The 23,046-nt window shown below is 52.6% G+C and carries 22 protein-coding genes; all 22 read right to left on the bottom strand.

The annotated features are described in order from the left end of the window. Window positions 1–21 precede the first annotated feature (21 nt). Window positions 22–747 (bottom strand): phosphate signaling complex protein PhoU, encoded by a 726-nt coding sequence (gene phoU, locus GYRE_RS04850; RefSeq protein WP_006817871.1) that lies wholly within the window; start codon window positions 745–747, stop codon window positions 22–24. 26 nt (window positions 748–773) lie between these two features. Beyond that, window positions 774–1,547 (bottom strand): phosphate ABC transporter ATP-binding protein PstB, encoded by a 774-nt coding sequence (gene pstB, locus GYRE_RS04845; protein WP_038253811.1) that lies wholly within the window; start codon window positions 1,545–1,547, stop codon window positions 774–776. A gap of 47 nt (window positions 1,548–1,594) precedes the next feature. Beyond that, window positions 1,595–2,485 carry a phosphate ABC transporter permease PstA gene (gene pstA, locus GYRE_RS04840; RefSeq protein ID WP_006817873.1) on the bottom strand — a complete coding sequence of 297 codons (891 nt, stop codon included), beginning with the start codon at window positions 2,483–2,485 and terminating at the stop codon, window positions 1,595–1,597. Continuing rightward, window positions 2,485–3,444, bottom strand: coding sequence for a phosphate ABC transporter permease PstC (gene pstC, locus GYRE_RS04835; protein WP_006817874.1), 960 nt, complete (start codon window positions 3,442–3,444; stop codon window positions 2,485–2,487). Before pstC ends, pstA begins: the two co-directional genes overlap by 1 nt. A gap of 81 nt (window positions 3,445–3,525) precedes the next feature. Then, window positions 3,526–4,566, bottom strand: coding sequence for a phosphate ABC transporter substrate-binding protein PstS (gene pstS / locus GYRE_RS04830; protein WP_038253503.1), 1,041 nt, complete (start codon window positions 4,564–4,566; stop codon window positions 3,526–3,528). A 267-nt stretch (window positions 4,567–4,833) separates the two neighbouring features. Then, window positions 4,834–6,582: an amidohydrolase gene (locus GYRE_RS04825; RefSeq protein WP_038253501.1), complete on the bottom strand. Its 1,749-nt coding sequence runs from the start codon at window positions 6,580–6,582 to the stop codon at window positions 4,834–4,836. Window positions 6,583–6,651: 69 nt separating this feature from the next. Further along, complete coding sequence (locus tag GYRE_RS04820) at window positions 6,652–7,572, bottom strand: AraC family transcriptional regulator (protein ID WP_245939502.1); 921 nt, start codon at window positions 7,570–7,572, stop codon at window positions 6,652–6,654. Between the two features lie 72 nt (window positions 7,573–7,644). Further along, a complete protein-coding gene (glmS, locus tag GYRE_RS04815) occupies window positions 7,645–9,474 on the bottom strand; it encodes a glutamine--fructose-6-phosphate transaminase (isomerizing) (protein ID WP_038253495.1) in 1,830 nt (609 codons plus the stop codon). A gap of 182 nt (window positions 9,475–9,656) precedes the next feature. Then, complete coding sequence (gene glmU, locus GYRE_RS04810; protein WP_038253492.1) at window positions 9,657–11,027, bottom strand: bifunctional UDP-N-acetylglucosamine diphosphorylase/glucosamine-1-phosphate N-acetyltransferase GlmU; 1,371 nt, start codon at window positions 11,025–11,027, stop codon at window positions 9,657–9,659. A 517-nt stretch (window positions 11,028–11,544) separates the two neighbouring features. Next, window positions 11,545–11,964, bottom strand: a complete 420-nt coding sequence (locus tag GYRE_RS04800; protein WP_006817881.1) for a F0F1 ATP synthase subunit epsilon — start codon at window positions 11,962–11,964, stop codon at window positions 11,545–11,547. A 20-nt stretch (window positions 11,965–11,984) separates the two neighbouring features. Beyond that, on the bottom strand, window positions 11,985–13,367 hold the full coding sequence (atpD, locus tag GYRE_RS04795; RefSeq protein WP_006817882.1) for a F0F1 ATP synthase subunit beta: 1,383 nt from the start codon (window positions 13,365–13,367) through the stop codon (window positions 11,985–11,987). 26 nt (window positions 13,368–13,393) lie between these two features. Continuing rightward, on the bottom strand, window positions 13,394–14,257 hold the full coding sequence (gene atpG, locus GYRE_RS04790) for a F0F1 ATP synthase subunit gamma (protein WP_006817883.1): 864 nt from the start codon (window positions 14,255–14,257) through the stop codon (window positions 13,394–13,396). Window positions 14,258–14,306: 49 nt separating this feature from the next. Then, complete coding sequence (gene atpA, locus GYRE_RS04785; protein WP_006817884.1) at window positions 14,307–15,848, bottom strand: F0F1 ATP synthase subunit alpha; 1,542 nt, start codon at window positions 15,846–15,848, stop codon at window positions 14,307–14,309. 12 nt (window positions 15,849–15,860) lie between these two features. Further along, the gene (gene atpH / locus GYRE_RS04780) at window positions 15,861–16,394 is read right to left on the bottom strand and encodes a F0F1 ATP synthase subunit delta (protein ID WP_006817885.1); all 534 of its coding nucleotides are present in this window, start codon (window positions 16,392–16,394) and stop codon (window positions 15,861–15,863) included. A 14-nt stretch (window positions 16,395–16,408) separates the two neighbouring features. Next, a complete protein-coding gene (gene atpF, locus GYRE_RS04775) occupies window positions 16,409–16,879 on the bottom strand; it encodes a F0F1 ATP synthase subunit B (protein WP_038253489.1) in 471 nt (156 codons plus the stop codon). A 54-nt stretch (window positions 16,880–16,933) separates the two neighbouring features. Beyond that, on the bottom strand, window positions 16,934–17,173 hold the full coding sequence (atpE, locus tag GYRE_RS04770) for a F0F1 ATP synthase subunit C (RefSeq protein ID WP_000429386.1): 240 nt from the start codon (window positions 17,171–17,173) through the stop codon (window positions 16,934–16,936). Window positions 17,174–17,222: 49 nt separating this feature from the next. Then, window positions 17,223–18,038 (bottom strand): F0F1 ATP synthase subunit A, encoded by an 816-nt coding sequence (atpB, locus tag GYRE_RS04765; protein ID WP_006817887.1) that lies wholly within the window; start codon window positions 18,036–18,038, stop codon window positions 17,223–17,225. Between the two features lie 7 nt (window positions 18,039–18,045). Further along, window positions 18,046–18,426: a F0F1 ATP synthase subunit I gene (gene atpI, locus GYRE_RS04760; protein WP_006817888.1), complete on the bottom strand. Its 381-nt coding sequence runs from the start codon at window positions 18,424–18,426 to the stop codon at window positions 18,046–18,048. A 614-nt stretch (window positions 18,427–19,040) separates the two neighbouring features. Beyond that, on the bottom strand, window positions 19,041–19,664 hold the full coding sequence (gene rsmG, locus GYRE_RS04755; protein ID WP_038253809.1) for a 16S rRNA (guanine(527)-N(7))-methyltransferase RsmG: 624 nt from the start codon (window positions 19,662–19,664) through the stop codon (window positions 19,041–19,043). A 98-nt stretch (window positions 19,665–19,762) separates the two neighbouring features. Then, window positions 19,763–21,652, bottom strand: coding sequence for a tRNA uridine-5-carboxymethylaminomethyl(34) synthesis enzyme MnmG (gene mnmG / locus GYRE_RS04750; protein ID WP_006817892.1), 1,890 nt, complete (start codon window positions 21,650–21,652; stop codon window positions 19,763–19,765). 379 nt (window positions 21,653–22,031) lie between these two features. Next, window positions 22,032–22,475: an FMN-binding protein MioC gene (gene mioC / locus GYRE_RS04745; protein ID WP_006817893.1), complete on the bottom strand. Its 444-nt coding sequence runs from the start codon at window positions 22,473–22,475 to the stop codon at window positions 22,032–22,034. A 90-nt stretch (window positions 22,476–22,565) separates the two neighbouring features. Then, on the bottom strand, window positions 22,566–23,024 hold the full coding sequence (gene asnC / locus GYRE_RS04740; protein ID WP_006817894.1) for a transcriptional regulator AsnC: 459 nt from the start codon (window positions 23,022–23,024) through the stop codon (window positions 22,566–22,568). Window positions 23,025–23,046 lie beyond the last annotated feature (22 nt).

The following is a 23,046-nucleotide window of genomic DNA, read 5'->3' as shown; positions in this document are numbered from 1 at the left end:
AAAGGGGCGAGGGGATCCGTATTACTCCTTCGGATCTTTACCCGCCAGCAGCTTATCCAGCTCATCGCCGCCCACGTGACGGAAATCTTGTCCCTTCACGAAGTAGAAGATGTATTCGCAGATATTCTGGCAGCGGTCTCCGATACGCTCGATGGAGCGCGCGCAGAACAGTGCAGTCAACACGCTTGGAATGGTGCGGGAGTCTTCCATCATGTAGGTCATCAGCTGACGCACAATGCCCTCATACTCCTGGTCCACTTTTTTATCTTCACGGTAAATACGCACCGCTTCGTCGATATCCATACGCGCAAAAGCGTCCAGCACATCATGCAGCATTTGCACCGTGTGGCGGCCCAGCGACTCCAGGCTAACCAGCAGTGGTTGATGCTGTTGGGAGAACTTCTCCAGCGCCGTGCGGCAGATTTTATCGGCCACGTCGCCAATACGTTCCAGCTCAGCGATAGTTTTGATAATCGCCATCACCAGACGCAGATCGCTGGCGGTCGGTTGACGTTTGGCGATGATGCGCACGCAGGCTTCATCGATCGCCACTTCCATCATGTTGACCTGCTTGTCACCGTCGATGACGCGCTTTGCCAGCTCCTGATCCTGATTGTGCATCGCGGTAATTGCATCAGTCAGCTGCTGTTCCACCAGCCCACCCATGGTCATGACCTGGGTACGGATATGCTCCAGCTCGGCGTTAAACTGGCCGGAAATATGTTTGTTGAGGTTAAGGTTGTCCATGGTTTCTCCACATGCACTAAGGCAAATCAACCGTAGCGGCCAGTAATATAATCTTCCGTCTGTTTCTTCGCGGGCTTGGTAAACAGATCGTCCGTATTGCTGAATTCAATCAGCTCGCCAAGATACATGAACGCGGTATGGTCTGAACAACGTGCCGCTTGCTGCATGTTGTGGGTTACGATAACCACGGTGTAATCCTGTTTCAGCTCGGTGATAAGCTCTTCGATACGACCGGTTGAGATCGGATCGAGCGCCGAGCAGGGTTCGTCGAGCAGGAGCACTTCCGGGCGAATCGCAATGCCGCGCGCAATGCACAGACGCTGCTGCTGACCACCGGACAGAGAGTACCCACTCTGGTGTAATTTATCTTTGGTTTCGTTCCATAATGCGGCCTTGGTCAAAGCCCACTGTACGCGCTCGTCCATATCCGCACGGGACAGCTTTTCGAACAGACGCACGCCAAAGGCGATGTTGTCGTAAATCGACATCGGGAACGGCGTTGGCTTCTGGAAGACCATCCCAACCTTGGCGCGCAGCAGCGCGATATCCTGGGTATTGGTGAGAATATTGTCACCATCCAGCAGAATTTCGCCTTCAGCGCGCTGCTCCGGATAAAGCTCAAACATTTTGTTGAAGGTACGCAGCAGCGTGGATTTACCGCAGCCAGACGGCCCGATAAACGCCGTGACCTGGTTTTTAGCGATATCCAGGTTGATGTTCTTCAGGGCATGGAATTTGCCGTAGTAGAAGTTCAGGTCGCGAACTGTAATCTTACCCGGGGCAGTATTAGCCATACTCATCTCAATCATTTCCTCATTCGGCGCCGCGCTAAGCCGCGCCGTAAAAATTAACCGTGTTTACTCTTGGCAAAAATGACGCGCGCCAGAATGTTCAGCAACAGGACGCAGAGGGTAATAATCAGCACCCCGGCCCAGGCCAGCTGCTGCCACTCAGCAAACGGGCTCATCGCAAATTTGAAGATGGTCACCGGCAGGTTGGCAATCGGCTGCATCATGTCGGTGCTCCAGAACTGGTTCGAGAGCGCGGTGAACAGCAGCGGAGCCGTTTCACCAGCAATACGCGCGACCGCCAAAAGCACACCGGTCATGATCCCGGAGACGGAGGCTTTCAGCGTAATGGCGGAAATCATCTTCCATTTTGGCGTGCCCAGGGCATAAGCCGCTTCACGCAGGCTATCCGGCACCAGTTTCAGCATGTTTTCGGTGGTTCGAATCACAATCGGCACCTGCAGCAGCGCCAGCGCAATCACGCCCGCCCAGCCGGAGAAGTGCTCCATCTGCGCCACAACAATGGTGTAAACGAACAGGCCTACCACGATAGACGGTGCGGACAGCAGAATATCGTTGATGAAGCGGATGACTTCCGCAAGCCAGGATTTACGGCCATATTCCGCCAGATAGATACCCGCCATAATGCCGAGAGGGGTACCAATGACCGTTGACCAGAGGATCAGCAGCCCGCTACCCGCCAGGGCGTTCGCCAGACCACCGCCCGCGGTATTCGGCGGCGGCGTCATTTCGGTAAACAGCGCAAGCGACATACCGTCGATACCGCGCGTAACGGTAGAAAACAGGATCCACACCAGCCAGAACAAACCAAACACCATCGTCGCCATTGAGAGCGTCAGGGCGATGCGGTTTTTCATGCGGCGTTTCGCCTGCATTTTGCGGCGAGATTCCATCAATTCCGGGCTGGTTTGCATTTCGAGAGTCGCCATTAACGTGCCCCCTCGTTTTTCGCGAGGCGTTTAATCATCAGCTTGGAAATAGCCAGAACGATAAAGGTGATAACGAACAGGATGAGACCCAGTTCCATCAGCGCCGCCACGTGCAGACCAGATTCCGCTTCCGCAAACTCGTTCGCCAGGGCAGAGGTGATGCTGTTACCCGGCATGTACAGCGATGCGCTGTCGAGCTGGTAGGTGTTGCCGATGATAAAGGTCACCGCCATGGTTTCACCCAGCGCACGACCCAGGCCCAGCATCACGCCGCCGATCACCCCATTTTTGGTGAACGGCAGTACGATGCGCCAGATAACTTCCCAGGTGGTGCAGCCGATGCCATAGGCCGACTCTTTCATCATCACCGGAGTTTGTTCGAACACATCGCGCATAACCGCTGCGATGTAAGGAATAATCATGATAGCGAGGATAACCCCCGCGGCCAGCAGGCCGATACCAAATGCCGGGCCAGAGAACAGGGCGCCAACAAACGGAATGCTGGAGAGGATATTGCCCACCGGCTCCTGGAAGTAGGTGGCAAACAGCGGTGCGAAGATAAACAGGCCCCACATGCCGTAAACGATACTCGGGATTGCCGCCAGCAGCTCAATCGCAATACCCAGCGGGCGCTTCAACCAGTTTGGCGCCAGCTCCGTCAGGAACAGGGCGATACCAAAACTCACCGGAACGGCGATCAGCAGCGCGATAAATGAGGTGACCAGCGTGCCGTAAATCGGCACTAGCGCACCATAGATATCGTTTGGAGCATCCCACTCTTTGGTCCACAGGAATGAGAAGCCAAACTTCTGAATGCTCGGCCAGGAGGAGAACATCAGGGAAACAATGATGCCACCCAGCATCAATAGCACAATCAGCGCAGCCAGTTTTACCAGCGCACTGAAAATCATGTCACCCTTTTTGCTTGGTGGGTTAAAAGCAGGCTTGCTTGCAGCCATAAATCACTCTTCTGTTAAACGCATTTACGAAGCTGGCGGGTAAGCACCAGGGCTACCCGCCATTTTCGTTAATTATTCCAATTAGTACAGTGCTTTACCGCTGCTGTCTTTTACGTTGGTCTTCCATGCAGCACGCACCTGCTCAACCACGCTCTCCGGCAGGGTAGCGTAATCCAGCGCATTAGCTTCTTTCGCGCCGTTTTTGTACGCCCAGTCGAAGAATTTCAGCACTTCTGCGCCCTGCTCAGGTTTCTTCTGATCTTTGTGGACCAGGATGAAGGTGGTGGAGGTGATTGGCCACACATCCGCCCCTTTCTGATTGGTCAGATCCTGTGCGAAGGACTTGCTCCAGTCAGCGCCTTTTGCCGCATTGGAGAAGCTCTCTTCGGTCGGGCTGACGTCAGCACCATCTGCAGATTTCAGTTTGGTATAAGTCAGGTTGTTCTGCTTGGCGTAAGCGTATTCAACATAGCCAATAGAGCCCGGCAGACGCTGTACGAAGGCGGCGATGCCGTCGTTGCCTTTGCCACCGAGACCGGTTGGCCAGTTAACGGTAGAGCCAGAACCAATTTTAGATTTCCACTCTTCGTTCACTTTCGCCAGGTAGCTGGTGAAAACGAAGGAAGTACCAGAACCGTCAGCACGACGAACCACGGCGATGTTCTGCGCAGGCAGTTTCTTGCCTGGGTTCAGCTTAGCAATCGCTTCGTCGTCCCACTTCTTGATTTTACCGAGGTAGATGTCACCCAGGGTTTTACCGTCGAGCACAAGCTCGCCGGATTTGAAGCCAGGCAGGTTTACCGCCAGTACCACACCACCGATAACGGTCGGGAACTGGAACAGACCTTCCTGAGAAAGTTTTTCGTCGCTCAGCGGCGCATCAGATGCCCCGAAGTCAACGGTGTTTGCTGTGATTTGCTTAACGCCACCGGAGGAACCGATACCCTGATAGTTAATTTTGTTACCCGTTTCTTTCTGGTAGGTATCCGCCCATTTGGCATACACCGGCGCAGGGAAGGTTGCACCTGCACCTGTCAGGCTTGCTGCTGCAAACGCAGAGAAAGCGCTCATCGATAAGGTCGCGGCGACAACAGTTGCGACAGTGGTACGCATGACTTTCATAATGTCTCCTGCAAGATGGGTATAAATCATTGTTAAGTGGCTACGATGAGCAAAATAGGACAAAGAGGTGACAGTTATATGTATGGTTTATGACAGTTTTATGACAAGCGAAATTTTTGTTAAAAACAAAAATAAAAACCCTTACTCATCAAATAAATAGCCATATTTATGACATTAAGTTTTCACTAAAATTTTATTTTTGTGACACCTCAAAGCGTAGCCAATGCTGATAGAAAGGCCACCCTTAGGTGGCCTTTATGAACGTGCTTACATCCCGCTGTAGACTTCTTTTCCCGCAAACATGGTCCAGAGCACCGGAGCATCCCGCAGCTTCTCAATACTCACTTTTTCAAGGTTTCTGTCGAACAGCACCATATCTGCACTTTTCCCTACGCTAAGAGATCCGGTCTCTTTGTCACGACCAATCACTTTTGCGGCGTTTAACGTATAGGCCTGCAGCATCGCGGCCCGGCTGATTTTTTCACTGTCAGGCGGTAGTTCCCCCTCTTCCCCCATTCGGGTCACCGCCGTATAGATAGCAAACAGCGGATTAGGGCTCGAAACAGGCCAGTCGCTGGCACCGGCAATCAGTGCGTGATGGCGGAACAAATCGCCCGCGGGATAGAGATGTTGTAGTAAGGGAGTCGGAACTTTCCCTTCCAGCAGCGTAGTGGTTGCACTGTCTTTTCCCGCCCACAGTAACTGCATCGACGCCGCGACGTTCAACTGCTGGAAACGGGGAAGGCTCTGCGGACTAACAATTTCCAGATGGGTGATACTGTGCATAACCTGGCTATCGCCATTTTGCTTTCTGGCACAGGCCACGGCATCCAGAGACTCCTCTACGGCACGATCGCCAATAGCGTGGAAATGGGCGATAAGTTTTGCCGCATCGGCTTTGGCCACCAGCGAGCAGAACTTCACTTTATCGAGCGAATTGTTACCACTGTAGCCGGGCCGGTTCAGATACGGCTGGCTTAGCTTCGCCGTCTGTGACGGGTACTCAATCACCCCATCCTGGAAAATTTTAATCCCGGACAGCACGATGTTGGGGATACCGGCATATTTTGCGCGGAGAGCGACAACATCATCAATCACCGCCGGCGAGGCGTCGATATTGACCAGGGCTAACCCGGTCACATGCGCGGTGAGTTCCCCGCGTTTTGCAAGTTCACTGTAGGCCGGGAGCAGCCCTTCATCACCGGGCCCGGGATGAGCATCAAAGGAGGGCGCCAGTGGCCGCAGATTGCTGAGCGGCTCCATCCAGGCGGTGATACCGTAGCGGTTCATCTCTTTTGCTCCCGCAACAATCGACTGGGCGATTTTTTCGTTGTCGACGGGCGGAATGGCGCTCAGAACCCGATCCCAGGCGCCTTCCGAAACAAAGCCGTTGAGTTTACCGTCGCCCGTAAATCCGACGTTCGCTTTAATACTGCTGTCAGCGGTGACGATGGTCTGCGGGGTCAGATTTGCTTTGCGCAGCATCGCCTGATTCACCCAGCCAGTGTGGGCATCAGAGCCCGCCAGAACCACTGGAACATCCTGATACTCAGGTGCATTAAAAACGCGGTTCAGCAGGGGAATATTGTCCCAATAATCCAGAGAGACATTGCTATAGAACTGAATGCCATGGAGATCGCGCCGAGGGTTACTTTCGTTTTTCGCCACGAAGGTTTTGATGGCCTGCGCCTCTTTCAACGCCGGCGGAAACTCGACGGTAATGGTCTGAAATCCACCGTCCGCGACGTGGGCATGGCTGTCGATAAATCCCGGCATCAGGAATTTACCTTGTAAATCGACTCGGCGGGCAGTGGCGCCCATTTGTTTAAGGACATCCTGATAGCGGCCAACGGCAACAATCTTGTCACCTTCAATTCCGATGGCCTCAGGATGCAGGTTCTCAGGATCGGCGGAATAGATGTGTCCGCCATAAAACAGCGTTTGCTGACTCCCCGCCTGAGCAATAGCCGAACTCGCAGCCAGTGTACATGCCAGAAAAATCATAGAGAATTTCATTAATAATTAACTCCGTTGCGTTGCGAATAAACCCATTATTTATTGTGGTAATTCGTCATTCTTCTGGCGTTAATTCAAAGGGATGCAAATGTCATAGACATAAAAATTGCAGGCTGCGTTGGTCTCGTTGTAATACTTTTCGTAGCAGGGCTTATCGCTTTTTATCATTCCCCGCGTCCGCATCCAGGCAAAAGCGAGCTTCCAGGTGTGGTCGATTTGATCCTCGTGAGCTGCACACTGGCCAACAAGGTAACTTCCACCTGCAATGGTCTGCACAGCAATGTTTCTGGGCACCTGTTCACCCGGCGCAAGCTCAAAACCGACATCGGTACGGCAGCGCAATTCGGTCGTGACGTCCGGCGGATCCCAGTACACACAAAACGTTCCTGCGGGATGCGCGGGTGTCCTTTCCGGTAACGAGGCAAGCAGATCCCGATGCGTTTGCTGGCAGGTTTCTTTGCCATAGGGGCCAAACCGGCGCATAAAGGCCACTCGTCGCGTCGGAAGCGAAACCACACTCACACCAAGCAAACCGGCGGTGCGGCGCTGCTCCTCGCTAATATCGCTCTGAGGATAGGTGCTTTTCTGACACGGAACGTGTCCTGCCTTGCTTTTTGTATCCGGACGATAGCGCAGACGAAACGCTCCCGGAGAAACGGAAAAATGCTGACGAAATGCCCGGGCAAAATTCTGTGAGCTGGAAAATCCACTCTGCAAAGCCAGACCGGTAATGTCGCTGTAAGGCGCATCAATCAAACGCATTGCGGCTTTCTCCATCCGCAGACGACGGGTAAATTCCGCAACGGTTTCACCAACCAGTGCTTTGAAAATTCGATGAAAATGAAAGCTGGAGAGCGCCACTTCCCGGGCAACATCTTCCAGAGTGGGATTGTGAGCCAGATGCTGACTGATGTAGTCCATGGCCCGGAACACCTGCTTACGGTAATCCTGAGCCATATTCAGCCTCTCAGGGTGATGAATTGACGACATAAAAAAATCCGGGATGCTGCAACAGCACTCCGGATTTTTACGATTAACGCTTGCGATGTGTTGCGCAGCGTTTTACTCGACGGTAACGGACTTCGCCAGGTTACGCGGCTGATCGACGTCGGTGCCTTTAATCAGCGCAACGTGATACGCCAGCAGCTGCAGCGGCACGGTGTAGAAGATAGGCGCAATCACCTCTTCCACATGCGGCATCTCGATGATGTGCATGTTGTCGCTGCTGTTGAAACCGGCATCCTGATCGGCGAAGACATACAGCACGCCGCCACGGGCGCGAACTTCTTCGATGTTGGATTTCAGTTTTTCCAGCAGTTCGTTGTTCGGTGCCACGACGATAACCGGCATATCGGCATCAATCAGCGCCAGCGGGCCGTGTTTCAGCTCACCTGCCGCATAGGCTTCGGCGTGAATGTAGGAGATCTCTTTAAGCTTCAGCGCACCTTCGAGCGCGATCGGGTACTGATCGCCGCGACCGAGGAACAGCGCGTGGTGCTTGTCAGAGAAATCTTCTGCCAGGGCTTCAATGCGTTTGTCCTGAGACAGCATCTGCTCAATACGGCTCGGCAGCGCCTGCAGACCGTGAACGATGTCGTGCTCAATGGCGGCATCAGCCCCTTTCAGGCGCGCCAGTTTCGCCACCAGCATCAGCAGAACGGTCAGCTGAGTGGTAAACGCTTTGGTGGACGCCACACCGATTTCGGTGCCGGCTTTGGTCATCAGCGCCAGGTCAGATTCACGTACCAGCGAAGAGCCAGGTACGTTGCAGATAGCGAGGGAACCGAGGTACCCCAGCTCCTTCGACAAACGCAGTGCCGCCAGCGTATCGGCCGTTTCGCCAGACTGAGACAGGGTAATCATCAGGCTGTTGCGACGTACCGCCGATTTGCGATAGCGGAACTCAGAAGCGATCTCCACATCACACGGCACACCGGCCAGTGCTTCAAACCAGTAGCGGGACACCATACCGGAGTTGTAGGAGGTGCCACAGGCAACAATCTGGATATGCTCAACCTGGGCGAGCATTTCATTGGCGTTAGCACCGAGCTCGCTCAAATCCACTTCACCATGGCTGATACGGCCGGTGAGGGTGTTTTTGATAGCGTTCGGCTGCTCGTAAATCTCTTTTTGCATGTAGTGGCGATAGATACCCTTATCACCAGCATCATATTGCAGGTTCGATTCGATATCCTGACGCTTAACTTCTGCACCCGATTTGTCGAAGATAGTGACGCTACGACGAGTCACTTCCGCAATATCACCCTCTTCAAGGAAGATGAAACGACGGGTTACCGGCAGCAGTGCCAGCTGATCGGAAGCAATGAAGTTTTCCCCCATGCCAAGACCGATAACCAGCGGGCTTCCAGAACGCGCAGCCAGCAGCGTGCTCGGATCGCGAGAATCCATCACGACTGTACCGTAAGCGCCACGCAGCTGAGGAATAGCACGCAACACCGCTTCACGCAGTGTACCGCCCTGCTCCAGCTCCCAGTGCACCAGGTGAGCAATCACTTCGGTGTCAGTTTCAGAGGCAAAAACGTAGCCACGAGACTGCAGCAGTTCGCGCAGCGGTTCGTGGTTTTCGATGATGCCGTTATGGACCACCACAATGTGGTCGGACACATGCGGATGCGCGTTACTTTCAGACGGTTCACCGTGGGTTGCCCAACGGGTGTGCGCGATACCGGTACCTCCGTGCAGCGGGTGTTCTTCCGCGGCCTGAGCCAGCATCTGCACTTTACCGAGACGACGCAGACGGGTCATATGACCTGCTTCATCAACCACCGCCAGACCGGCAGAGTCATAGCCACGGTATTCCAGACGACGTAACCCTTCGAGAAGGATTTCAGCAATATCACGCTGCGCAACTGCGCCAACAATTCCACACATAGTTTTAGATTCCGAATTTAGGCATTACGCCTGCGTTGTCGCTGACCTGTATTTGCCCTTTCCGGGCGCCCCGAGCCTTGTAGAGAGTGGGGTTATATTTATGAGTACTGCTGTTGGGGGGGAGGATTATATTATCCTCTCACCCCGACCCTCACCCCAAAAGGGCGAGGGAGAAAACACTATCACTTCTTCTTCACCGGACGCTGCCAGCCCTGTTTATGCACCTGCGGCACGCGGCTAATCACCAGCTCGTTATCGGCAACATCACGGGTAACCGTGGTACCTGCAGCGATAGTGGCGCCATTACCTACGCTCACCGGAGCCACCAGCTGAGTATCGGAACCGACAAACACATCGTCACCGATGATAGTCTTGAACTTATTCGCACCATCGTAGTTACAGGTGATGGTACCTGCGCCGATATTAACGTTGTCGCCAATTTCCGCGTCACCGAGATAGCTCAGGTGACCCGCTTTGGAGCCTTTACCCAGACGCGCTTTTTTCATTTCGACAAAGTTGCCAACGTGAGCGCCTTCCTGCAGCAAAGATCCCGGACGCAGACGGGCAAACGGACCAATGGTACAAGCAGCTTCCAGGTGAGCGTCCTCAACCACTGAATACGGGCTAATTTCGCAGTCATCACCGATAACGCTGTTTTTAATCACGCAGCCAGTGCCGATCTTCACCCGGTTGCCGAGTGTCACGCGGCCTTCGATGATGACGTTAGTATCGATTTCTACATCGCGCCCGTGGTTCAGGGTACCGCGCAGATCGAAACGTGCCGGATCGCGCAACATAACCCCTGCCAGCAGCAGTTTATCCGCCTGTTCGCTCTGGTAGACACGCTCCAGACGAGCGAGCTGCAGACGGTTGTTAACGCCTTCCATTTCGCTCAGGTGGGTTGGATGCACGGTGGCAATCTCATGACCTTCTGCATATGCCATGGCAATGATGTCGGTGATGTAGAACTCGCCCTGAGCGTTGTTGTTGTTCAGCTTTGATAGCCAGCGCTTCATGTCTGCACCGTTGGCCACCAGGATACCGGTGTTAATTTCCTGAATTTTCAGCTGCTCTTCGCTGGCATCTTTCTGCTCAACAATACCCGTTACCTTGCCGTTTTCACGGGTAATACGGCCGTAGCCGGTAGGATTATCGAGTTTTACCGTCAGCAAACCGATCCCACCCTGCGGTTTCACCGCACACAGACGCTTAAGGGTGTCGACAGAAATCAGCGGTACATCGCCGTACAGCATCAGGATGTCTTCATCATCGCCAAAGAACGGTGCAGCCTGCTGCATCGCATGACCAGTACCCAGCTGTTCGGCCTGCAACACCCAGTTCAGATTGTCGTTTTTCAGGGTCTGCTGCAGTAAATCACCGCCGTGACCGTACACCAGGTGCACCTGGGCGGCCCCTAAATCAGCAGCTGTATCAATAACATGCTGAACCATCGGTTTTCCCGCCAGGGTGTGAAGCACCTTGGGGAGTTCGGAATACATGCGGGTCCCTTTGCCTGCAGCAAGGATAACCACGCTCATCGCACTGTTTGACATACGCATCCTGACAGTAGTTTGAGTGGGAAGTAGAAACCTTTCGCGTTGAAAATTCTACATATTTTGCATCATGAAATGGGATGCAGAGAAAATGCACAACGCATGGGTTAAAAACCGGTTAATGACTCTATTTTCGGCCATCGTAAACGGTTTTGTCCCGAAAAATATCCCCTGAATCTGAATATTAGTGGCTATGCCGCTGCTTTTACGGTTTTTTTGTCACCTGAATAAAGCGCTAATAAACAAAAAGGCCGCCTGGTGGCGACCTTTTTCTATTCTGGCAATCAGAACTCAGAAGTTCATGTTGCTGAACATAGCGATGATTTTATTGATCATTTTCATTATGAATTCCTGCATAGCACTGGATATTTTTTGTGACTTGCATCACAAAAATAAGTCTACGCTTCATTTTTGAACCGATCAATACCACCATCAGGTTATTTCACATTTAATTAACAGAGGGCATAAAAAAAGCCAGCCTGGAAACCAGACTGGCCTTGAGACATTCAAGCCGGTGTTACATCGCTTTTCTGGTCAACTCGATAACGCGCAGTTTCGCGATAGCTTTAGCCAGTTCAGCGGATGCCTGAGCGTAATCAACATCACCGTGCGAGCTCTTAATGTGCTCTTCCGCTTTACGCTTCGACTCCAGGGCTCGCGCTTCGTCGAGATCCTGGCCACGAATCGCGGTATCAGCCAGAACGGTCACGCTACCAGGCTGCACTTCAAGAATGCCGCCGGACAGATAGATAAACTCTTCATGACCGAACTGTTTAACGATGCGGATCATACCAGGCTTAATGGCGGTGAGCAGCGGGGCGTGCCCTGGGTAGATACCCAGCTCACCTTCACTGCCCGTTACCTGGATTTTCTCAACCAGACCAGAGAACATTTGTTGCTCTGCGCTGACGACATCCAGGTGGTAAGTCATTGCCATATCACCCTCCGATTAAGGCGTTAAAGTTTTTTGGCTTTCTCGACGGCTTCGTCGATGGTGCCAACCATATAGAACGCCTGCTCCGGCAGGTGATCGTATTCACCGTCCATGATGCCTTTAAAGCCACGGATAGTATCTTTCAGCGATACGAATTTACCCGGAGAACCGGTGAAGACTTCTGCAACGAAGAACGGCTGAGACAGGAAGCGCTGAATTTTACGCGCACGTGCCACGACCAGTTTGTCGTCTTCAGACAGTTCATCCATACCCAGGATGGCGATGATGTCTTTCAGTTCCTGGTAACGCTGCAGGATAGACTGTACGCCACGCGCGGTGTCGTAGTGCTCCTGACCAACAACCAGCGGATCCAGCTGACGGCTGGTGGAATCCAGCGGGTCAACGGCCGGGTAGATACCCAGGGATGCGATCTGACGGCTCAGTACCACAGTCGCGTCAAGGTGCGCAAAGGTGGTGGCTGGTGACGGGTCAGTCAAGTCATCCGCAGGTACGTATACCGCCTGAACGGAGGTGATAGAACCGGTTTTGGTAGAGGTGATACGTTCCTGAAGAACACCCATCTCTTCCGCCAGAGTTGGCTGATAACCTACCGCAGAAGGCATACGACCCAGCAGTGCGGATACTTCCGTACCGGCCAGGGTATAACGGTAGATGTTATCGACGAACAGCAGAACGTCACGGCCTTCGTCACGGAATTTCTCAGCCATGGTCAGGCCGGTCAGCGCAACGCGCAGACGGTTTCCCGGCGGCTCGTTCATCTGGCCGTACACCAGGGATACTTTATCCAGTACGTTGGAGTCGGTCATTTCGTGGTAGAAGTCGTTACCCTCACGAGTACGTTCACCCACGCCTGCAAACACAGAGTAACCGGAGTGCTCAATCGCGATGTTACGGATAAGCTCCATCATGTTTACAGTTTTACCTACACCCGCACCACCGAACAGACCGACTTTACCACCCTTAGCGAACGGGCAGATCAGATCCATTACTTTGATACCGGTTTCCAGCAGTTCCTGAGAGCTGGACAGCTCTTCATAGGAAGGTGCTGCGCGGTGGATAGCCCAACGCTCTTCTTCACCGATGTCGCCTTTCATGTCGATCGGCTGACCCAGGACGTTCATGATACGGCCCAGGGTTGCTTTACCTACCGGGACTTCGATCGGGTGCTCGAGGTCTTTAACTTCCAGACCACGACGCAGGCCGTCGGAAGAACCCATGGCGATAGTACGCACGATACCGCCGCCGAGCTGCTGCTGAGCTTCCAGCACCAGTTTCTCGTTACCATTTTGTACCTCAAGAGCATCGTACACGCGCGGTACGGCATCCTGAGGGAATTCGACGTCAACCACGGCGCCGATTACCTGGACAATTTTTCCAGTAGCCATCTTGAATCCTCTACGAATTAACCTGGTTATACCGCGGATGCACCACCGACGATCTCGGTGAGTTCCTGAGTAATGCTGGCCTGACGAGCTTTGTTGTAAACCAACTGCAGCTCTTTAATCAGGCTGCCGCCATTGTCGGTCGCGGCTTTCATCGCCACCATACGTGCGGCCTGCTCGCTGGCCAGGTTTTCTACCACGCCCTGATAAACCTGAGATTCCACATAACGACGCAGGAGGGTATCCAGCAGCGCTTTTGGATCTGGCTCATACAGGTAATCCCAGGATTTACGCTTCAACTCAGCATCGTCTGATGCCGGTAACGGCAGCATCTGCGTGAGGGTCGGAACCTGAGACATGGTGTTAATAAATTTGTTGCTGACAACGTACAACCTGTCCAGACGGCCTTCATCATAGGCCTGCAACATCACTTTTACCGGGCCGATCAGTTCGGACAGGGACGGGTTATCACCCATACCGGTCACCTGGGCGACAATATTGCCACCTACGGAATTGAAGAAAGACACGCCTTTAGAGCCGATCATCGCGATTTCGCTCTGAACGCCTTTATCAGACCATGCTTTCATATCCGCCAACAGTTTCTTGAACAGGTTAATGTTCAAGCCACCGCACAGACCACGGTCGGTCGACACCACCAGGTAGCCCACGCGCTTAACGTCGCGTTCTTCCAGGTAAGGGTGCTTGTATTCCAGATTACCACTCGCAAGGTGACCAATCACTTTACGCATGGTATCTGCATAAGGACGGCTGGCCGCCATACGCTCCTGCGATTTACGCATTTTGGAAGCGGCGACCATCTCCATCGCTTTAGTGATCTTTTGCGTGTTCTGGACGCTTGCGATCTTACTACGTATCTCTTTTGCGCCGGCCATGAGCTTCTCCTCAATGCCTACGGCCTGCCCGAAGACAGGCCGTCAGACGTTACCAGGACTGGGTTGCTTTGAAGGAATCGAGGATGCCTTTCAGCTTGCCTTCGATTTCGTCGTTATAGCCACCGGACTGGTTAATCTCTTGCATCAGCGGAGCATGATCACGGTCAACGTAAGCCAACAGTGCGGCTTCGAAGCTACCGATTTTCGCCAGTTCTACATCAGACAGATAGCCACGTTCAGCAGCGAACAGAACCAGAGACTGCTGCGCAACAGACATCGGCGCATACTGTTTCTGCTTCAGCAACTCGGTCACTTTCTGACCGTGGTCCAGCTGTTTACGGGTTGCATCGTCAAGGTCGGATGCAAACTGGGAGAACGCCGCCAGTTCACGATACTGTGCCAGCGCGGTACGAATACCACCGGACAGTTTTTTCATGATCTTGGTCTGAGCAGCACCACCAACACGGGATACGGAGATACCCGGGTTAACCGCCGGACGAATACCGGAGTTAAACAGGTTGGTTTCCAGGAAGATCTGACCATCGGTAATGGAAATTACGTTAGTCGGAACGAACGCGGAAACGTCACCGGCCTGGGTTTCGATGATCGGCAGCGCGGTCAGAGAACCGGTTTTGCCTTTCACTTCACCTTTGGTGAAGTTCTCAACGTATTCAGCGTTTACGCGGGATGCGCGCTCCAGCAGACGAGAGTGGAGATAGAATACGTCGCCCGGGAATGCTTCACGTCCTGGCGGACGACGGAGCAGCAGGGAAACCTGACGGTATGCAACAGCCTGTTTGGACAGGTCATCGTAAACGATCAGTGCATCTTCACCACGGTCACGGAAATATTCGCCCATTGCGCAACCGGCATACGGAGCCAGGTACTGCAGTGCGGCGGATTCAGACGCGGTAGCGACCACAACGATGGTATTCTGCAGTGCGCCGTGCTCTTCCAGCTTACGTACCACGTTAGAAATGGTGGACGCTTTCTGGCCGATTGCTACGTATACGCATTTGATGCCGGAATCACGCTGGTTGATGATCGCATCGACAGCCATCGCGGTTTTACCGGTCTGACGGTCACCGATGATAAGCTCACGCTGACCACGACCGATTGGGATCATGGCATCAACGGATTTATAACCGGTCTGAACTGGCTGATCTACGGACTGACGGTCGATTACGCCCGGTGCGATAACTTCGATTGGAGAGAAGCCATCGTGCTCAACCGGACCTTTACCGTCGATTGGCGCACCCAGGGTGTTAACCACACGACCCAGCAGGCCACGGCCAACCGGAACTTCCAGGATACGACCAGTACATTTAACCTTCATGCCTTCGGCAAGGTCAGCGTACGGACCCATAACTACCGCACCAACGGAGTCGCGCTCCAGGTTCAGTGCGATAGCGTAACGGTTACCCGGCAGGGAAATCATTTCACCCTGCATACAATCGGCAAGGCCGTGAATGCGGATAACACCGTCACTTACAGAAACAATAGTACCTTCGTTGTGAGCTTCACTCACTACATTGAACTGAGCAATGCGCTGCTTGATCAGTTCGCTGATTTCGGTGGAATTCAGTTGCATGCTCCAGTCCCCTTAAGACTGCAAGACGTCTGCAAGGCGCTCAAGACGGCCGCGTACGCTGCCATCAATGACCATATCACCCGCTCGGATGATAACGCCTGCCATTACAGACTTATCGATTTTGCAATTCAGCTTAACTTTGCGTGACAGACGTTTTTCCATCGCACTGCTGATCTTCGCAAGCTGCTGTTCACTTAATTGCGCAGAAGAAGTCACTTCGACTTCCGCGATTGCCTCACTAGCGGCACGCAGGTGAACAAACTGCTCAAGAACATCCGGGAGCGCGTTCAGACGACCGTTTTCAGCCATAACCCGAATCAGGTTCTGGCCATTGTCGTCCAGCTGCTCACCGCATACGGCGATAAACGAGTTAGCGAGCGTTTCCGGCGCCAAAGCGCCAGAGAGAAGCTCAGCCATCTGTTCGTTTTTTGTCACTTCGGCGACAAACGCCAGCATGTTCTGCCAGTGTTCTACGCTTTGGTGTTCGACGGCAAAGTCAAAAGCTGCTTTGGCGTAGGGGCGAGCTACCGTTACAAATTCAGACATCAGCCCCTCCCTCCTTACAGTTCAGCGACAAGTTTGTCCACGATGTCGCTGTTAGCAGCTTCATCCACGGAACGTTCGATGATCTTCTCGGCGCCAGCAACAGCCAGGTGAGCAACTTGCTTACGTAACTCTTCGCGGGCACGTTTACGCTCAGCTTCAATTTCAGCCTGCGCCTGTGCAACGATTTTGTTACGTTCCTGTTCTGCTTCAGCTTTTGCTTCGTCCAGAATCTGAGAGCGACGTTTGTTCGCCTGCTCAATAATCACCTGGGCTTCCGCTTTCGCTTTTTTCAGCTGGTCGGTCGCGTTGGCCTGTGCAAGGTCCAAATCTTTCTTAGCACGTTCTGCAGAAGCAAGGCCGTCAGCAATCTCTTTTTGACGTTTTTCGATGGCAGCCATTAAAGGCGGCCATACGTACTTCATGCAGAACCATACGAAAAGAACAAACGCGATGGCCTGGCCGAGGATTGTTGCGTTCATGTTCACAGCACAATACCTCTTAAAATATCTGTGGCTTAGGTTGTTATTTCGTACGACTTACTACGCGACAGCAAACATCACGTACAGACCCAGACCTACAGCGATCATTGGGATAGCATCCACCAGACCCATAACGATAAAGAACTGAGTACGCAGCAGAGGAATCAGATCCGGTTGACGCGCTGCGCCTTCCAGGAATTTGCCCCCGAGGATGCCGATACCGATCGCAGCACCGATTGCCGCCAGACCCATCATCACAGCGGCAGCCATGTACAGCAGATCCATATTCAGGTTTTCCATGACAGTCTCCAGTTTGTTTCAGTTAAAACGTAGTAGTGTTGGTTAAAAATCAATGCTCTTCAGATGCCATCGACAGATAGACAATCGTCAGAACCATGAAGATAAAGGCTTGCAGTGTGATAATCAGGATGTGGAAAATGGCCCACGGCACATTCAGAATCCACTGTGACCACCACGGCAACAGACCAGCTATCAGAATGAAAATCAGCTCACCCGCATACATGTTACCGAACAGTCGCAGACCGAGTGAAACCGGTTTGGACAGCAGGCTAACCCCTTCAAGGATTAAGTTGACAGGAATGAACGCCCAGTGATTGAACGGCTGCAGGGTCAGTTCTTTAACGAACCCGCCCACGCCTTTCATTTTGATGCTGTAGAACAGAATGAGGATAAATACGCCCAGCGCCATCGACAGTGTGATGTTGACGTCAGCAGACGGCACCACACGCAGTGCAGGCAGGCCGAGAACGTGCTCACCAATCCACGGAATAAAGTCGATAGGCAGCAAGTCCATCAGGTTCATCAGGAATACCCAGACGAACACCGTCAGCGCCAGCGGTGCAATGAGCTTGCTCTTGCCATGGTACATGTCTTTGACGCTGCCATGAACAAAACCAATAATCATCTCAATTGCGGTCTGGAACTTGCCTGGGACGCCGCTGGTCGCTCTTTTAGCCACACCACGGAACATCGCCAGGAACAACAGACCCAGAACCACCGAGAAAAACATGGAGTCAATATTGAGCGTCCAGAAGGTGGCTGGGGGGTTATGCGGATCCACCAGCGAGAATGTACGTAGATCAAGCTGAAGGTTATTCAGGTGATGACCTATGTAATCCTGCGGCGTCATATTTTCAGAAGCCATGATGCCTTTACCCTTTGTTGTTAATTACAGCGGGTGCCAGTATCTGAACCACTAGCACCAAAATCCACGTCACGATGAGCGGCAAAAAAACCGCCTTAAAAACCGCTAACGCCACCACCAGCAAAGCCAGCATCGCTAACACCTTGAACGCCTCACCGAAGGCAAATGTCCAGGCCACTCGGCCCTTCGCAGGTGTCTGCGCCTGGTGACGCCAGGCAAAAATCATAAACAACACGTTAGGCAGAAATACTGCCATACCGCCGCATGCGGCGGAAATGCCCCAGAAGGGGTCTTTGAGGCAAAACAGCAGTCCACTTGCTATTACTGCCATAAGCTGGATGAACAGAAGCTTACGAGCAACGTTTCGACTCACGAGCGACACAGACATCACGTTTTTACTCCTGCTCCCTTCGAGGTATGTCGCGTGTCGTATAAAACGTTCTTTAAGGCTTAGAGTCAAGCATCAAAAAGCGGTCAAATTATACGGTGCGCACCGGTGATTTCAAACATTAAGTAGCTAAAAGGTGAATAAATGTTTAAATAATTTTCCGCCGTGCTGTTTTTCACGTTTTGACGATTCTGTGAACGATCAAACAAAAATGCAAATAACGCGAAAACCCTGAATACAAAGCGTGGAGCAGATCACAAATTAAACATTACGCTGCTGATTCGATTAAATAGGCGCGAAAAATGCTGGTTTTCATCCATTTGAAAATTAAGATGAAACTGAACCTCGGTTTTCGAAAAAGCCATATACACAATAAAAACCCCTGATTGACATTTATAATAAAAATTTAACATCAGAGTGTTAGTCATGCTTATACGTTTAGCCCGCTAATAATCATGCGCTTGATTATTAGAAATTCCGGTACGCTATTGCTCGTTAAATCGGCGATAAAATCAGGTTAACGCTGGGTTAAATGTAACCAGATATGCTGCGGCAATCGGTCTCATTTATTAACATTCCAGCGCCCCTGTTTTTTCCATTTTTTTTGATGAAAATTAAATTTTGTTTGGCTTTATGAGCACTAAATGACGTTCGCCATCAAGATGTGGCACCTGAAGCTTGATTGATTTTTCAACAACAAAACCTTCCGGCAGCTGCGCTATCTCATCTTCAGGTAAAATCCCCTTCAGCGCATAGAAGCGCCCTTCCCTGCCAGGCAGGTGCTGACACCAGTTCACCATATCGGTCAGTGAGGCAAATGCACGGCTGATAACACCGTCAAACGGCGGTTCGGCCGGAAACGCTTCCACACGGCTCTGCACCGGAGCAACATTCTCCAGTTTCAGCTCATGCTGTACCTGCTTCAGGAAGCGCACGCGTTTGCCAAGGCTGTCGAGCAGCGTGAAGTGGCAGTGCGGCAGAACGATAGCCAGCGGAATACCGGGTAAGCCCGGGCCTGTACCCACATCGATAAAACGACTGCCCTGCAGGTGTGGAGCCACGACGATGCTGTCGAGGATATGACGCACCAGCATCTCGTTCGGGTCACGTACTGAGGTCAGGTTGTACGCCTTGTTCCATTTGTTGAGCAATTCGACATAGGCCACCAGCTGATTTTTCTGGTGATCGGTGAGCGAAATACCTGCTTCATCCAGCAGACGAGAGAGTTTGTTGAGCACGGTGAATACCTGTTTGCGGTGATGAGCCGGATAGCGATTTCGGCTTATCCGGCTTTCGTTCCAGACCCGGCAAGCGCTGCCGGGCATTTTTCGATAAGTTATGCGCTGCGGCGCAGCATACCCTGTTTTTTCAACCAGACCAGCAGGATGGAGATTGCAGCCGGGGTGATCCCGGAAATACGCGAAGCCTGGCCTATCGATACCGGTTTGTGATCGTTAAGCTTGGCAATGACTTCGTTAGAGAGGCCATTGACCTGGCGGTAATCGAGCGTTGCCGGCAGCAGCGTATTTTCATTGCGCTGCTGTTTTTCAATCTCATCCTGCTGACGCGCGATATACCCTTCGTATTTCACCTGAATCTCAACCTGTTCAGCGGCTTCGGTATCTTCAAGACCCGGAGCAAATGCGCTAAGTTGAACCAGCTGTTCGTAGGTCATTTCCGGGCGGCGCAGCAGATCTTCACCGCTGGCTTCACGCGACAGCGGTGCCGTCAGGTGAGCGTTCACTTCCGGTGCAGACTCAGCGGTCGGGTTCACCCAAGTCGATTTCAGACGCTGGCGTTCACGCTCAATGGTTTCCAGCTTGTCGTTGAAACGCGCCCAACGTTCGTCATCCACCAGACCCAGCTCACGACCCACTTCGGTCAGGCGCAGATCGGCGTTGTCTTCACGCAGCATCAGGCGATATTCAGCGCGAGAGGTAAACATACGGTACGGCTCTTTGGTTCCCAGAGTACAGAGATCGTCCACCAGCACCCCAAGGTATGCCTGAGAACGGCCTGGCGCCCAACCTTCTTTCTCCGCTGAGAAACGCGCGGCGTTAAGCCCGGCAAGCAGACCCTGGGCAGCGGCTTCTTCGTATCCGGTGGTGCCGTTGATCTGACCAGCAAAGAACAGACCTTCGATGAATTTGCTCTCAAGCGTCGGTTTTAGATCGCGCGGGTCAAAGAAATCGTACTCGATGGCATAGCCAGGACGAACGATACGCGCATTTTCCATCCCCTGCATGGAGCGAACAATCTGCATCTGGACATCAAACGGCAGGCTGGTGGAGATACCGTTTGGATAAATTTCGTTGGAGGTGAGTCCTTCCGGCTCAAGGAAGATCTGATGCTGATTGCGATCGGCAAAGCGCATCACTTTGTCTTCGATGGATGGGCAGTAACGCGGGCCGATCCCTTCGATCACACCGGCATACATCGGGCTGCGATCGAGGTTATTACGGATCACGTCATGGGTTTTTTCATTGGTGTGTGTGATGTAGCACGGCACCTGGCGCGGATGTTGTTCAACCGACCCCATGAATGAGAATACCGGCATCGGGTTATCACCGTGCTGCTGTGCCAGAACGCTGAAATCGATAGTGCGCGCGTCAATACGTGGCGGAGTACCGGTTTTCAGGCGATTTACGCGCAGCGGCAATTCACGCAGACGGCGTGACAGCGAAATGGACGGCGGATCGCCTGCACGGCCACCGCTGTAGTTATCCAGACCAATGTGGATCTTACCGTCGAGGAAAGTCCCCACGGTCAGCACTACCGCTTTGGCACGGAACTTCAGGCCCATCTGGGTGACTGCACCCACGACACGATCGTTTTCGACGATCAGATCTTCAACCGCCTGCTGGAAAATCATCAGATTCGGTTGATTCTCGAGTGCGGTGCGCACTGCCTGACGGTAGAGTACGCGGTCAGCTTGTGCACGAGTAGCACGCACTGCCGGGCCTTTGCTGCCGTTTAGTATCCTAAACTGAATGCCTGCCTGATCGATAGCTTTTGCCATCAGCCCGCCGAGAGCATCCACTTCTTTTACCAGGTGTCCTTTCCCAATACCGCCAATGGCCGGGTTGCAGCTCATCTGCCCCAGCGTGTCGATATTGTGTGTCAAAAGCAGGGTCTGTTGGCCCATTCGCGCTGCTGCCATTGCGGCCTCAGTGCCTGCGTGACCCCCGCCAATGATGATGACGTCAAAAGGATCCTGATAAAACATGGTGGTCTGCCTCGCGTAAAGCGGTTTGAAAATGGATTGATGCCCGGGCCGTGGATTCTACTCAACTTTAGTCTTTCGAGAAAGCACTGGGATCCTGAGTATTAAAAAGAAGATCTTTTTATTTAGAGATCTGTTCTATTGTGATCTCTTATTAGGATCGCCATGTCTTGTTGATAAGTCGGATCCGCTTTTTAAGATCAAAGAGTTATTCTGGATCATTCGCTGTGAATGATCGGTGATCCTGGTCCGTATAAGCTGGGATCAAAATGAAGGGTTATGCACAACTCAAAAACTGACCAATCGTTATTCATTGGATAACTACTGGTTGATCCAAGGTTTTAACCAGAGTTATCCACATACGATCGCACGATTTGTTCATCTACTTGATCAAGTTTTTCCACGATCCCAGCCAAACCTCAGCCGGATCTTCAGGAATATCGTGCTCGAGAATGTTGATCTTCAGGGTGTCGCCAGTCTGCTTCGCCCCGCAGGCTTTCAGTGCGCTGTCCAGCTTGTCGATAGCGCCACAGAAGGTGTCGTATTCGCGACTGCCGATCCCGATAGCGCCAAAGCGAACATCGCTAAGATCGGGTTTCTGCTCCAGCAGGCAGTCGTAAAACGGCTGCAGGTTATCCGGAATATCTCCGGCACCGTGGGTAGAACAGATAACTAACCAGATACTTTGGGGATCAAGGTCATCCAACAGCGGCCCATGCTGCGTTTCGGTCGTAAAGCCCGCGTCTTCCAGCTTTTCGGCCAGGTGTTCTGCTACATATTCGGCACCGCCAAGGGTGCTGCCGCTGATGAGAGTAATATCCGCCATGAATGCCTGCTCCAGAGTCTGAGTGGCGTATTGTACGCTGTGAGCGGGCTGGGATCTACCTGTGGAAAACAGGGGATTAAAAAAGCCCGATCACGGGCGAATGGTACGCATGATCGGGTTCTGCAGGGAGATCAGAGTTTCGGTGGACTGAATTTCATCGATTGTTTGGATCTTGTTGATAAGTACCTGCTGCAGGGCATCAATCGATCGGCACATGACTTTAATGAAGATGCTGTAGTGTCCGGTGGTGTAGTAGGCCTCGGTCACCTCATCCAGACTTTCAAGCTTCGCCAGCGCAGACGGATAGTCTTTTGCGCTCTTCAATATAATGCCGATAAAACAGCAGACGTCGTAACCGAGCTGTTTTGGGCTGACGTCGATACGTGCCCCAGTGATGATGCCCGCCTGCTTCATCTTCTCTACCCGAACGTGAATGGTCCCGGGGCTTACGCCAAACTGTTTGGCCAGCTCAGCGTAGGCCGTACGCGCATTGGCCATCAGCACCTCAAGTATGCTGCGGTCCAGATTGTCGATCTGATAATTTTCCATCGTTTTTTCTTATGAAGATTGA

The sequence above is a fragment of the Yokenella regensburgei ATCC 49455 genome, assembly GCF_000735455.1.
GTDB classification, from domain to species: domain Bacteria; phylum Pseudomonadota; class Gammaproteobacteria; order Enterobacterales; family Enterobacteriaceae; genus Yokenella; species Yokenella regensburgei.
This window is presented reverse-complemented; position numbering and strand designations above follow the sequence as displayed.

Bases quoted from the DNA above. Each gene is read 5' to 3' on its own strand.
- atpD (WP_006817882.1), bottom strand. From the start codon at position 13,367: ATGGCTACTGGAAAAATTGTCCAGGTAATCGGCGCCGTGGTTGACGTC.
- GYRE_RS04825 (WP_038253501.1), bottom strand. From the start codon at position 6,582: ATGAAATTCTCTATGATTTTTCTGGCATGTACACTGGCTGCGAGTTCG.
- atpA (WP_006817884.1), bottom strand. From the start codon at position 15,848: ATGCAACTGAATTCCACCGAAATCAGCGAACTGATCAAGCAGCGCATT.
- glmU (WP_038253492.1), bottom strand. From the start codon at position 11,027: ATGTCAAACAGTGCGATGAGCGTGGTTATCCTTGCTGCAGGCAAAGGG.
- atpG (WP_006817883.1), bottom strand. From the start codon at position 14,257: ATGGCCGGCGCAAAAGAGATACGTAGTAAGATCGCAAGCGTCCAGAAC.
- pstC (WP_006817874.1), bottom strand. From the start codon at position 3,444: ATGGCTGCAAGCAAGCCTGCTTTTAACCCACCAAGCAAAAAGGGTGAC.
- asnC (WP_006817894.1), bottom strand. From the start codon at position 23,024: ATGGAAAATTATCAGATCGACAATCTGGACCGCAGCATACTTGAGGTG.
- atpH (WP_006817885.1), bottom strand. From the start codon at position 16,394: ATGTCTGAATTTGTAACGGTAGCTCGCCCCTACGCCAAAGCAGCTTTT.
- mioC (WP_006817893.1), bottom strand. From the start codon at position 22,475: ATGGCGGATATTACTCTCATCAGCGGCAGCACCCTTGGCGGTGCCGAA.
- GYRE_RS04800 (WP_006817881.1), bottom strand. From the start codon at position 11,964: ATGGCAATGACTTACCACCTGGATGTCGTCAGCGCAGAGCAACAAATG.
- glmS (WP_038253495.1), bottom strand. From the start codon at position 9,474: ATGTGTGGAATTGTTGGCGCAGTTGCGCAGCGTGATATTGCTGAAATC.
- pstB (WP_038253811.1), bottom strand. From the start codon at position 1,547: ATGAGTATGGCTAATACTGCCCCGGGTAAGATTACAGTTCGCGACCTG.
- atpI (WP_006817888.1), bottom strand. From the start codon at position 18,426: ATGTCTGTGTCGCTCGTGAGTCGAAACGTTGCTCGTAAGCTTCTGTTC.
- atpE (WP_000429386.1), bottom strand. From the start codon at position 17,173: ATGGAAAACCTGAATATGGATCTGCTGTACATGGCTGCCGCTGTGATG.
- phoU (WP_006817871.1), bottom strand. From the start codon at position 747: ATGGACAACCTTAACCTCAACAAACATATTTCCGGCCAGTTTAACGCC.
- mnmG (WP_006817892.1), bottom strand. From the start codon at position 21,652: ATGTTTTATCAGGATCCTTTTGACGTCATCATCATTGGCGGGGGTCAC.
- atpB (WP_006817887.1), bottom strand. From the start codon at position 18,038: ATGGCTTCTGAAAATATGACGCCGCAGGATTACATAGGTCATCACCTG.
- pstS (WP_038253503.1), bottom strand. From the start codon at position 4,566: ATGAAAGTCATGCGTACCACTGTCGCAACTGTTGTCGCCGCGACCTTA.
- pstA (WP_006817873.1), bottom strand. From the start codon at position 2,485: ATGGCGACTCTCGAAATGCAAACCAGCCCGGAATTGATGGAATCTCGC.
- GYRE_RS04820 (WP_245939502.1), bottom strand. From the start codon at position 7,572: ATGTCGTCAATTCATCACCCTGAGAGGCTGAATATGGCTCAGGATTAC.